This is a genomic window from Streptomyces sp. NPDC006510, from assembly GCF_040611955.1.
Taxonomy (GTDB): Bacteria; Actinomycetota; Actinomycetes; order Streptomycetales; family Streptomycetaceae; genus Streptomyces.
On the sequence record NZ_JBEXPH010000223.1, the window covers coordinates 1 to 12,032 of the forward strand.

The 12,032-nt window shown below is 71.5% G+C and carries 9 protein-coding genes and 1 pseudogene; 5 read left to right on the forward strand and 5 right to left on the reverse strand.

Features of this window, described 5'->3' with window-relative positions:
* Together ABZY11_RS38085 and ABZY11_RS38090 are read right to left on the reverse strand one after the other, a co-directional pair.
* Positions 1-674, reverse strand: a pseudogene (locus tag ABZY11_RS38085) (SWF or SNF family helicase); the annotation flags it as partial.
* Positions 671-3,565 (reverse strand): DEAD/DEAH box helicase, encoded by a 2,895-nt coding sequence (locus ABZY11_RS38090; protein WP_356483552.1) that lies wholly within the window; start codon positions 3,563-3,565, stop codon positions 671-673. The gene ABZY11_RS38090 and the pseudogene ABZY11_RS38085, both read right to left, overlap by 4 nt.
* Positions 3,566-3,856: 291 nt before the next feature.
* Between ABZY11_RS38090 and ABZY11_RS38095 the strand changes: the two genes are divergently transcribed.
* Both ABZY11_RS38095 and ABZY11_RS38100 read left to right on the forward strand, forming a co-directional pair.
* Entirely contained in the window at positions 3,857-4,960 is a 1,104-nt protein-coding gene (locus ABZY11_RS38095; protein ID WP_356483553.1) for an acyl-CoA desaturase, read from the forward strand.
* A gap of 92 nt (positions 4,961-5,052) precedes the next feature.
* Positions 5,053-5,235, forward strand: a complete 183-nt coding sequence (locus tag ABZY11_RS38100; protein ID WP_326763622.1) for a hypothetical protein — start codon at positions 5,053-5,055, stop codon at positions 5,233-5,235.
* A 205-nt stretch (positions 5,236-5,440) separates the two neighbouring features.
* Here the strand turns inward: ABZY11_RS38100 and ABZY11_RS38105 are convergent, their stop codons facing one another.
* Positions 5,441-6,559, reverse strand: a complete 1,119-nt coding sequence (locus ABZY11_RS38105) for a hypothetical protein (RefSeq protein ID WP_356483554.1) — start codon at positions 6,557-6,559, stop codon at positions 5,441-5,443.
* 116 nt (positions 6,560-6,675) lie between these two features.
* Positions 6,676-6,984, reverse strand: a complete 309-nt coding sequence (locus ABZY11_RS38110) for a hypothetical protein (protein WP_356483555.1) — start codon at positions 6,982-6,984, stop codon at positions 6,676-6,678.
* 109 nt (positions 6,985-7,093) lie between these two features.
* On the opposite strand from ABZY11_RS38110, the gene ABZY11_RS38115 reads away from it, so the two are divergent.
* Positions 7,094-7,996 carry an oxygenase MpaB family protein gene (locus ABZY11_RS38115; RefSeq protein WP_356483556.1) on the forward strand — a complete coding sequence of 301 codons (903 nt, stop codon included), beginning with the start codon at positions 7,094-7,096 and terminating at the stop codon, positions 7,994-7,996.
* Positions 7,997-8,020: 24 nt separating this feature from the next.
* On the opposite strand, the gene ABZY11_RS38120 is transcribed toward ABZY11_RS38115, so the two are convergent.
* The gene (locus ABZY11_RS38120) at positions 8,021-8,620 is read right to left on the reverse strand and encodes a class I SAM-dependent methyltransferase (RefSeq protein WP_356483557.1); all 600 of its coding nucleotides are present in this window, start codon (positions 8,618-8,620) and stop codon (positions 8,021-8,023) included.
* 171 nt (positions 8,621-8,791) lie between these two features.
* On the opposite strand from ABZY11_RS38120, the gene ABZY11_RS38125 reads away from it, so the two are divergent.
* Together ABZY11_RS38125 and ABZY11_RS38130 are read left to right on the forward strand one after the other, a co-directional pair.
* Positions 8,792-9,667 (forward strand): MHYT domain-containing protein, encoded by an 876-nt coding sequence (locus ABZY11_RS38125; RefSeq protein ID WP_356483558.1) that lies wholly within the window; start codon positions 8,792-8,794, stop codon positions 9,665-9,667.
* 65 nt (positions 9,668-9,732) lie between these two features.
* On the forward strand, positions 9,733-12,032 hold a 2,300-nt coding region (locus ABZY11_RS38130; protein ID WP_356483559.1), incomplete at its 3' end, for a nitrate- and nitrite sensing domain-containing protein.

Sequence of the window (12,032 nt, forward strand, 5' to 3'; positions counted from 1 at the left end):
GCCCCGTCGGCGGGGTCGGCCGGCGCGTGCCCCTCGGCGCGGGCGGCGATGCGGACCTGCAGTTCGTCCAGGAGCCGCCGCTCACCGCGCCCCCGCATCAGCAGCAGCACGAACGGGTCCTGGTCCAGCAGCCGCGCCACCTGGTAGCACAGCGCGGCGGTGTGCGGGCAGTGGTCCCATGCGTCACAGCTGCACTCCGGGTCCAGGTCGCCGATCCCGGGCAGCAGCTCCACCCCGGCCGCGGCCGCGTCCTCCACCAGGTGCGGCGGCATCTCCCGGTCCAGCAGCGCAGCGATGTGCCCGGCCCGATCGACGGCCATCCCGAGGAACTGTTCCCAGTCCGCCTCGCTCAGCTCCTGGAGCAGTACATCGCTGCGGTACGTGGACGAGTCCCCGTCCCGGACGACCGCGGTGATCCGGCCGGGCCGCACGGAGACCGCACCGACCCGGCCCTCGCGGGCGAACCTGCGCCCCTTCTTGAGCTGTTGGCCGTCCAGCGCGGTGTCCTCCAGGGCCTTCAGCCACGCCCGGCCCCACCAGGATTCGGCGAAGCCGCGGCCGTGCGCGGGCGGCAGCGCGGCGAAGGTCCGCTCCTGTCCCGGGGCGGGTTCGTGCCTGCCGTCGCTCTCGTACTCGCCGCCGTCGTAGCGGTCGCCGTCGTGTCCGTCGCTCATCGTGTGCCCCCTCGCAGCTCCACCAGATCGGCCAGTTCCGCATCGGTCAGTTCGGTCAGTGCCGCCTCGCCGGATCCGAGCACCGCGTCCGCGAGGCCCTGCTTACGGGCCAGCATGTCGGCGATCCGGTCCTCGATCGTGCCCTCGGCGATCAGCCGGTGCACCTGCACGGGCTGGGTCTGGCCGATCCGGTACGCGCGGTCGGTGGCCTGGGCCTCGACCGCCGGGTTCCACCAGCGGTCGAAGTGCACGACATGACCGGCCCGGGTGAGGTTGAGCCCGGTGCCGGCCGCCTTCAACGACAGCAGGAAGACCGGGGCCTCGCCCGCCTGGAAGCGGTTGACCATCGCCTCGCGCTCCGCGACGGGCGTACCGCCGTGCAGGAACTGCGTACGCACCCCGCGCGCCGCCAGATGCTGTTCGAGCAGCCGGGCCATCTGTACGTACTGGGTGAACACCAGCACGCTCGCCTCCTCCGCCAGGATCGTGTCCAGCAGCTCGTCCAGCAGCTCCACCTTTCCCGAACGGTCCGCGATCCGGGGATCGTTCTCCTTCAGGTACTGCGCCGGGTGGTTGCAGATCTGCTTCAGCGCCGTCAGCAGCTTGACGACGAGACCGCGTCGGGCGAAGCCGTCGGCACCGGAGATCGCGGCCAGCGTCTCGCGCACCACCGCCTCGTACAGACCCGTCTGTTCCGCCGTCAGCGACACCGTGCGGTCCGTCTCGGTCTTCGGCGGCAGCTCGGGCGCGATGCCCGGGTCGGATTTGCGCCGGCGCAGCAGGAACGGTCGCACCAGCGAGGCGAGCCGCTCGGCAGCCGCCGGGTCACCGCCCTCCGCGGTCCGCGCGTAGCGGGTACGGAAGGTGCCGAGCCGCCCCAGCAGACCGGGCGTCGTCCAGTCGAGGATCGCCCAGAGCTCGGAGAGGTTGTTCTCCACCGGAGTGCCGGTCAGCGCCACCCGGGCCTGTGCGCCGATCGTCCGCAGCTGCTTGGCCGTCGCCGAGTACGGGTTCTTCACATGCTGCGCCTCGTCGGCGACCACCATGCCCCACCGGATCTCCGCGAGCCTTGCCGCGTCGAGCCTCATGGTGCCGTACGTGGTGAGGACGAACTCGCCGTCCGGCAGGTCGGCGAGGCTGCGCGATCCGCCGTGGAAGCGGCGCACCGGTGTGCCCGGCGCGAACTTCTCGATCTCCCGCTGCCAGTTCCCCATCAGCGACGTGGGGCAGACCACCAGCGTCGGCCCGACGGCCGAATCGAGGGTCTGGCGGTGCAGATGCAGAGCGATCAGTGTGATGGTCTTGCCGAGCCCCATGTCGTCGGCGAGACAGCCACCGAGACCGAGCGAGGTCATGGTGTGCAGCCAGTTCAGACCGCGCAGCTGGTAGTCGCGCAACGTGGCGGCGAGGGCCTCGGGCGGGCCGACCGGCTGCGGCTCGCCCTGCTGCCCGGCCGCCTCCGGGTCGGCCAACCGGCGGCGCAACTGCTCCAGCCAGCCCGTGGCCCGGACCTCGACGCGCTGCCCGTCGAGCTCGGTGGAACCGGTCAGGACCGCACCCAGCGCGTCGATCGGCGTGACCTTGTGGTCCTGGGTCTCGCGGGCCCGCCGGGCCTCTTCGGGGTCGATCAGCACCCACTGGTCCCGCAGCCGCACCACCGGCCTGTTGGCCTCGGCCAGGCGGTCCAGCTCGGCGCGGCTGAGCTTCTGATCACCCAGCGCGAACCACCAGTCGAACGCCAGCAATGCGTCGGCCGACAGGAGCGGCGGAGCCTCGGACCCGGTGCGTGCGACCCCCTCGTGTTCCTCGCTCTCCTCGCCGTCGGGCGGCCCGATCACGGCGCGTGCGGTGAGCTTGCGGGCCAGCTCCTTGGGCCAGTGCACCTGGACCCCGGTCGCGGCCAGCGCCCGTCCGGCGGGGCCGAGGAGTTCGGCGAGCTCGTCGTCGGCCGGCTCCACGGATTCGGGCACCGCGGCGGACAGCAGCGGAGACAGCGGTGGCCAGGCACGGGCGGCCCGGCGCAGCGCCAGCAGGGCATCCATCCGGGCACGCGGTCCGAAAGCCGCAGCGGTGCCCGCGACGCCCGCCCAGACCTCGGCCGCATCGGCGACCAGCGTCGGATCGCTGACGCTGTGGATCTGCAGGACCGCCCGGAAGGAGGGGCCGGCGGACCGCTCGGCGTCCCCGTCCGGTGCGGTGAGCCCGGAAACCTCCACCCGGAGCGAGAGCCGGACGCCCGCGTCGTGCCCGGCCGCGACATCGGTTGCCCAGGCCCGGTGGCCGGGCAGCTGCTGTGGCTCATCGACGGTGAAGGCCGGGCCGCCGCCGGCGAACTCCGCGGCGGGGGTGCGGGGCAGACCGTCCGCCACCGCGTCGAGGAAGGCGCGCAGCAGCCGCTCGGGCTCGGGCAGCAGAACGGGCTGCGCGGCCCCGTCGAGCGGCACCGCGTGCGCCAGGGGCGGCATCGAGGCCGCGAGTGTCCGGATCCGCGACTGGTCGTCGGCGGTCAGCGGACCGGCCCGCCAGGCATCGTGGTCCATGGCGCTCAGCCCCGGCAGCAGCAGGCCGCGGGCGGCGAGTTGGAGAGCGAGGAGAGCGGCCGTACCCCAGAACGCGGCCGCATCGGAGGCCTGCGCCGAGGTCCGTGCACGCGTCAGCACAGGCAGCGCGTCGCGGACCGGAAGCAACCGTGCCGGTACGGCGTACGCCCGCGCGTCGGCGCCGACGACGGCCAGTTCCTCCAGGCATCCGGGAGCATCGGGAGGGCTGCTGCCGTCCGGATGCCAGAAGGCGACTCGGCCGGTACGGGAGGGGTCCCCGGGCAGGAAGACCACGGAGCAGGCGGAGAGTGCGGAGATCTCGAAGAGCGTTGCCGCAGGGAGTCTGTGCACAGCGATGCCGAATTCCTCAAATTTGACTAGTTGGCTCGGGTCGCCGAGGGTACCCCAACGCTGTCCTGGCCCGTGAGGGGAATCGCCGTGATCCGGGCCACATCCGGATCGATGGAATGCCCGGCCGTTCGTCGGCCGGGAGAGCATGCCACCCCCGGGGTGCGGTCAGCACCCCCATCGGGGGAGGGGGTATACCCCCGGAAGTCCCGGGTGGTGGCGCCATGGTTGCCGGATCTCTGGTCCCCGTACGTTTCTACAGGTCAGCGCAGCTTTCCAGAGACCGGAGACGACATGCCCCAGGCCATAGCCACCGCAGCGGAAGGCACCCGTGACGGTGCCGGAAGTGCCGACGCGGGTAGTGCGGGTGGTGCGGCAGGCGCCGCCGGGACCGGGGCCGCTCCGGCTCAGGGAAGCGACTTCGCGCCCCTGCTGCGGGCCGTGAAGGGGCAGGGGCTCCTGGAGCGGCGAACCGGCTGGTACGCAGCGGGCATCGCCGTCAATCTGCTCGCGCTGGGCGCCGTGATCGCCGGCATGGTCCTCCTCGGCAACACCTGGTGGACCCTGCTGCTCGCGCTGCCGCTGGCGGTCTTCTGGTCTCGCACCGCGTTCGTCGGACACGACGCCGGACACGCGCAGATAACCGGCGCACGCAGGGCCGGCCGCGCCATCGGCCTCGTGCACGCCAACCTGCTGCTCGGTATGAACGAGGCATGGTGGAACGACAAACACGTCCGCCACCACGCCAACCCCAACCACATCGACAAGGACCCGGACGTCGGTGTCGGCGCCCTCGTCTGGACCCAGAAGCAGGCGGCCCAGCGTGAGGGCTTCGCCCGCTGGCTCACCCGCAACCAGGCCCGTCTCTTCTTCCCGATGCTGCTCCTGGAAGGCATCGCGCTGAAGGTCTCCGGATTCCAGTACCTGCGACAGCAGCCCGCCCGGGAACGGGCCCTCTCGGCACTGCTCCTGGTCGCCCATCTGGGCCTCTACGCAACGCTGCTGCTCACCGTCCTGTCCCCGGGAAAGGCCGTCGTCTTCGCACTCGTGCACCACGCGCTGTTCGGGCTCCACCTGGGCATGGCCTTCGCGCCGAATCACAAGGGCATGGAGATGCCGGACCCCGACGGCGAACGCTGGGGCCACCTCCAGCGTCAGGTCCTCACCTCGCGCAACGTACGCGGCGGCATCCTCACCGACTGGTTCCTCGGCGGGCTCAACTACCAGATCGAGCACCACCTCTTCCCGAGCATGCCCCGCCCGCACCTGCGCCTGGCGCAGCCCATGGTGCGCGCCCACTGCAAGGCACTGGGCATGCCGTACGCGGAGACCGGACTGATCGAGTCCTACCGGCAGGCACTGCGCCACATGCACGAGGTCGGCGAACCCCTCAGGTGACCGTTCCGGGTCCGCGGCCTGCTGGAACCGATGGGCGCGCACACGCGTTCTCACAGCAGAAGCGGCTTCGGGCCGCGAAGGAGGCGTGGACGATGTCGAACAGCGCGAAGATCGCCATCGGGGGAGTGGTCGTAGCGGTCATCCTGATGCCGTTCATCGGTTTCTGGCTGTCGTTGCTGGTCCTGGTCGGAGTTCCGGCGATCGCGTATCTGCTGCTGGACCCCAGCCAGCGGCGCAGGCTCCGCAGGATCACCCGCAAGGAAATAGGGCGCTGAGAGGGAGGGCTCCGCATTGAGGGGGGAGAACGTCACCATCAGCGGTCTCGATCTCCTCACCCTCCCGTCGGTACCCTGCTGCGCCTCGGCGACGCGGCCGTCGTCGAGGTCACCGGCGGGCACTGGAGCGCGTGTAGGTCCGCAGGAGTGGTCGGGCCCCGAGGGGCCCGGCCGTTGGTACGGCCGCCGAGTCCCCGGAGCGGGGTCAGGCCGGCCGTACCGCGAGCGCGTCCAGAGCCTTCAACAAACCCGGCAGTTCGGTGCCCCGTCCGACCGGCAGCACCTCGCCCGGCTCCTCGTCCAGCAGGATGAACGCGATGTCGTCGGTCCGGGCGACCAGGGACCAGCCGGGGCCGTCGGCGCGCAGCATCCGGGCGTCGTCCGTGGCGAAGGAGGACCGGACCCGGCCGGGTGGCGGCGGGGTGTCGACGTAGCCGTGTGCCTGCGCGAGCGCCCGCCGTACACCGGGGTGCACTCCGGAATGCGCGTCCGGGGCCGGGCTGGCGGAGCTTGCGTCGGCCCGGTCGTTCCCGGACTCGGCAGCGGACTCGTTTCCGGGCTCGTCCCCGGCCTCGCTTCGGGGCTCGTTCCCGGGCTCGTTTCCGGACTCGGCCAGGGGCTCTCCTCCCGGCTCTGTCTCGGATTCCCCGTCGATTTTCCCGTCGGCTGCGACGCCCGCTTCGGGCCCGCCCATGGTTTCAGGCCCGGTCTCGACCTCGACCTGGAGCTCTACCTCAGGTCCAGGGTCACGGTCAGGGTCGGATACGGACCCGGCCCCGCTCCCGGAACCGTCCGTGCCCGCCGGAGCGGTGAAGGCCATCTCGTCGTCGATCTGCTCGCGCCAAGCGGCCCACTGGTGCGCTATCTCGTCCGCGCCCAGGCGCCGCTGGGCCGGTCCCCACGACCCCGTGTCGGGCGGCGTCAGCGGCTCCGGGGCGATGCCGTCGATCTCCGGGTCCGGCAGCGGATCGTGCGGCGCCGCCACGCCCGGAGCGGCGACCGCCACCGAGAGGGGCCAGCCGGGCAGCGCGCAGACCACCGAACGGTCGTCGGGAGAGAGGTCGTAGTCCATGCCGCAGTCCCAGGCCGCGATCGCGACGGCGACCAACGACACGTCCTCCACGACGACGGTCCACCGCGCGCCACTGCCGTCCTGGCCGAGGACCAGCCCGTACCCCTCGGCGTACGGTTCGAGGGCGAGCGCCGCACATGCGGCCGGGTAATCGTCACCGAGGACGCTCGGGAACTGCGCCGGGGTCAGCAGCACCGCGGTCAGCACATACAGCGCGTCGTCGTCGGCGACCGTGTCGTTCGGCGCGGCCACGGCACCCTCCTCGTCCGTCGTCGTTGTCCGTCGGCGCACCTTAACGAGTGAGTAACCCACTCGTCGAGGCCCTGACAAGGGAAGACGACGGTTCCGTGCGAGGCGGACGGCACTCGTCAATCGGCGGGGAGACCGAGCAGGCTTCGGGCCACCGTTTGCGGCGACTCGCCGCGCTCGCGGGCCAGCGCGATGACGGCCCGGCAGGCCAGCTCGCTGACGCCGAAGGAGAGCGCCTCGGGCGACACCCAGCCGCTCGCCTCGTCGATCAGCGCCTCGTCCTCCTCCACGGATGCCGCGACAAAGGTGGCGGCCGCCTCGAAGAGATTGTGCTGCTTGCGCCGGTCCTCTTTGGAGGGCGTTGCGGACTGATCCGCCTTGCGGTCGGGGGCGACAACCTTCCGCAGGCTGCCGATTATGTCGATCATGGGGACCGCCTTCCCGAGGAACTGTGAGTGCGTCGCTTGCTGCTAACTATTTGCGGTGTTCCCCGCCGACGTAGAGTTGGACCTTCGGCCGATACAAGGGGGCAGTGCGGTGAAGCGGTACGACCGGCTGAAGGAGATTCAGCGTCTGGATCCGGAGCGGGACTTCCTTCGAATCTACCGGATCATGGCAACCTACGAGTTTCCCTGGGACATCACCCGCGCGCTCGAACTGGCCCTGTATCGCACCTATGCCGTACCCAGCATCGGGCAACTACTTGCGCAGACCGCAGAACTGACGGACCGTTCGCAGAAGCGCTACGACGACACCGCACTGCTCCTCGACACGGTCCTGGAGCACGGCTTCGACAGCGACTCCGGGCGTACGGCACTCCGCCGGATCAACCAGATGCACCGCAGCTACGACATCAGCAACGACGACATGCGCTATGTGCTGTGCACCTTCGTCGTCACCCCGAAGCGCTGGCTCGACAGCTACGGCTGGCGTCGGCTCTCCGACCACGAACTGCGGGCGTGCGCCGCCTACTACCGGACCCTGGGCGCGCACATGGGCATCAAGGAACTGCCGCGCACGTACGAAGACTTCGAGCGCACCCTCGACACCTATGAGGCCGAACACTTCGGCTGGGACGAAGGGGGACGCCGTGTATCCGACGCCACCCTGGACCTGATGGGCTCCTGGTACCCGCGCCCCTTGGCCCCCGTCGCGCGGAAGGCCGCCCTCGCACTGCTCGACGATTCCCTGCTGCGGGCATTCCGCTACGAACGCCCCGGCTCCGTGGCCCGGAACCTCACACATGGCGCCCTGCGGCTGAGGGCACGCGCGGTGCGACTCCTGCCGCCGCGTTCCACTCCGCACTACGCCCGGCAGAACCCGGAGATCAAGGGCTACCCGGACGGCTACCAGGTCTCCGGGCTGGGGACCTTCCCGCTCCCGGGCGTCGATGGTTGTCCGGTCCCGCACAACCGGCGCTCCGACGCGCCGGTGGAGTGAGTAGGACGGCACGGGGCGGGCAGGTCAGGACGTCCGTACGGCAAGGGCGAGGAAGCGGTCGTCCTCATCGGTGTACGCATCGAGCCGCCAGCCCGAACCTGCCAGCAGCGGGCGGAGGTTGTGCTCGGCCCGCAGATCGTCGTCCGTGATCCGGCGGCCGTGGCGTGCCGCGAGGGCGGCCCGCCCGATGGGGTGGAAGAGCGCCAGCCGCCCGCCCGGTCGCACCACTCGCGCCAGCTCCGCAAGGTCCGGACCGGGGTGCGACAGATGGGAGATCAGTCCGGCCGCGAACACCGCGTCGAGCCTCCGTGACCTGAGGGGCAGACGGGCGACATCCGCGAGGAGCAGTGTCCCCTCGCGGTCGCGCCCGGCCCGTACCGCCTCCTCCAGCATCGCCGCGGTGAGGTCCACGCCCAGGACCGTGCCCTGCGGTCCGACGGCCGCCCGCAGAGCGGGAAGTGCCCGCCCAGTGCCGCAGCCGGCGTCGAGCACCGCGTCCCCAGGGCTCAGCGAGAGGGAGCCGACGGCGTCGTCGTAGGCGGGGCCGTCGTCGGGGAAACGGGTGTCCCAGTCCGCGGCACGCGCTGTGAAGAACTCCTGGACGTGTGTGTGGTCGTCGGCCATACGGACGTGATCGCCCAGTTGCCGACGGAGCGAAACAGAGCGAAACGTTGGGAAATGGGGTGAGCGTTCGAGCACTGGTTGATCGTTCGGCAACCTCTCTCTGTCATATTCCGGAAGCTTTCGAAATGCGCCCCCGGCACGCGCCCCCGTCGCGGCTAGCGTCCTCGATCCATGGGACACCTGGACCACGCCACCTTCGGCTGGCTGACACCCGCGCTGTCGTACGTGATGGCCTGCATCGGCGCGGCACTCGGCCTGAGCTGCACCGTGCGCGCACTCGACACGACCGGCCGCTCGCGCCGCAACTGGCTGATCACGGCCGCATCCGCCATCGGCTCCGGCATCTGGACCATGCACTTCATCGCGATGCTCGGTTTCGGCGTGAGCGGTAGCGACATCCGCTACAACGTGCCGCTGACCCTCCTCAGCCTGCTCGGCGCCATGGTGGTGGTCGGCGGCGGCGTCTTCGCCGTCGGCTACAGCCGCGACCGGACAAGGGCGCTGCTGCTCGGAGGGCTCGCCACCGGGCTCGGCGTCGCCAGCATGCACTACCTCGGCATGGCGGCCCTCCGTCTGCACGGCACGATCCACTACGACCCGCTGCGGGTCGCGCTCTCCGTCGCCATCGCGGTCGCCGCGGCGACCGCGGCCCTCTGGGCGGCACTCAACATCAAGTCCTCCCGGGCCGTCGCACTCGCCTCCCTCGTCATGGGCGCCGCGGTCAGCAGCATGCACTACACCGGAATGTTCGCGGTCTCCGTACAGGTCGCACCCTCCGGAGACGAACTCCCCGGCGCCACCACCATGCAGTTCATCTTTCCCCTGGCCGTAGGACTCGGCTCGTATCTCTTCCTGACCTCGGCATTCGTCGCACTCTCCCCGACAGCCAGGGAGCGCGCCGCCTACGTCTACGCCGAACGCGCCGCAGGCCCCGCCGACCCGGACCCCGCCGCCGCTGCACAGGGCTTCACCGGGCGGGGCCCCGCCCTCCGGTCACGGCGCGGCGGCGTCAACGACCACGACACATCGCCCGTCACCGCGCCCTGAACGGGCCGCGACCCGCCGCCCGGCAATCGCGACCCACCCAGCACCACACTCGGAACGAGGAGGCCATGCGCCCACCCCGCACGACCCCGGAAACCGGTGCGACGGCCGCCGCCCGGCCGACGCGCGGACGCCGCGCACACGCGGGCCCACCGGCCGACGAGAGCGCCGAGCACGATCTGCGGCTGCTGCTGACACCGGACCCGCACGCGCCGCGCGGACGGTGGACGCTGCGGCCCAGGACCGTACGCGCGAAGATCATCTCGCTGCTGATGGTGCCCGTCGTCTCGCTGCTCGCCCTGTGGGGATTCGCCACCGTCACCACCGCCCAGGATGTGGCACGGCTGCGTCAGCTCCAGCGGGTCGACGAAGAGTTCCGGGCCCCGATATCCACCGCAGTCGCGGCACTCCAGAGCGAACGCCGGGAGGCCATGCTCCAGGTCGTGGCACCCGGCAGCGCCCAGTCCGCCGCACTGGAACGCCGGACCGGACGCACCGACAAGGCCCTCGCCGCCCTGAGGTTCGACAGCGGCCACACCATCGCCGACACCGGAAACGTCCCGTCCGCGGTCGCCGACCGGCTCGACCGGTTCCTCGGCCTCACCCGGCGCCTGCGCGCCGAGCAGAGTGACGAAGGAGACGCGAACACCGACGCGAGCGGTGCGAACGGTGACACGGACGCCGTGAAGGCCGTGTACGACCGGTACACGGCGGCCGTCTCCGCGGCCCTGGGAGTCTCCGGCGCACTCACCGGAATCCAGGACGACTCCGGCGGCTCCGACGCCCGCGTACTGCTCGAACTCGCCCGCGCCGATGAGATGCTCGCCCGCGAGGACGCCCTGTTGGCCACCGCCGCCCGCACCGGAACGCTCGAGGGCGAGCAACTGCGCCTGTTCACCGGCGCGGTGGAAACCCGGAGGAGCCTCACCGGAACCGCGGGCGAGGATCTTCCCGCCACCGAGCGGGCCGCCTGGCAGAGGCTCACCGCCGGCCCCGCCCACCGGCAGATCCAGGCGACCGAGGACAGGGTGCTCGCCGCGCCCCCCGGACGCAGGGCCGCGCGGGCCGTGCCGGCCGACGACTGGGAACGAGCAGCCGCTCTCGTCCGGACCGGGACCCGCACCATTGACACCACCGCCGGACCGCGCGCCGCCGACCGCTCCTCCCCGCTCGCCCGAGGACTGTTCACCCCGTCCGGAGCCGCCGTCCTGTTCGGCTGTGTCGCCGTCGCGGCGTCCCTGGTCATCTCCGTACGCATCGGCCGGGGACTCGTCGTCGAACTCGTCAGCCTCCGCAACAGCGCCCTGAAGATCGCCCGCCGCAAACTGCCCCGCGCCATGCAACGGCTGCGGTCCGGCGAGGAGCTCGACATCGACGCCGAGGCTCCGCAGGGCACGGCCGGCCACGACGAGATCGGCCAGGTCGCCGAGGCGCTCGGCACCGTGCACCGGGCGGCCCTCGGCGCGGCCGTCGAACGGGCCGAACTCGCCGACGGCATCTCCGGAGTCTTCGTCAACCTGGCCCGGCGCAGCCAGGTGCTGGTCCACCGTCAGCTCAACCTCCTCGACAGCATGGAACGCCGCGCCGACGACCCCGACGAACTGAGCGATCTCTTCCGGCTCGATCACCTCACCACCAGGATGAGGCGGCACGCCGAGAGCCTGATCATCCTGTCCGGCGCGGCACCGGGACGCGCCTGGCGGATGCCCGTACCCCTGACCGACGTCGTACGGGCCGCCGTTTCCGAGATCGAGGACTACGCCCGGATCGAGGTACGGCAACTCCCCGACGCCGCCGTGCAGGGTACAGCCGTCGCCGACCTCACCCATCTGCTCGCCGAACTCATCGAGAACGCCGCACAGTTCTCACCGCCCCACACCAAGGTGAGCATCAGCGGTGAACCTGTGGGCAACGGCTATGCCCTGGAGGTCGAGGACCGCGGCCTCGGCATGGGCGACGAACTCCTCGGCGAGGCGAACCGGCGGATCGCGCAGGCGGAGGCGCTCGATCTCTTCGACAGCGACAGGCTCGGACTCTTCGTCGTCAGCAGGCTCGCCGTCCGGCACCGCATCAAGGTCCAGTTGCGCACGTCCGCGTACGGCGGGACGACCGCGGTGGTGCTGCTGCCCACCGCGCTGCTGCAGAGCGCACTGCCGGCCGCCGAGGTGCCGGCCGCACCGGGGAGCACCCCGGGCCGGCACGAGGACCACCACGACCGGACATTCCCCGGCCCCGGCCCCCTTGCCGCCCGGCCGAGGACCACCGCCTTCCCGTCGCCGGTACCGGTACCCGCCCTGGACTCCGGTCCCGGGCCCGCCGCCGTCACCTCGTTGCACGGGCGTCCGGGCCGGGCGGACCGGCCCGGGGC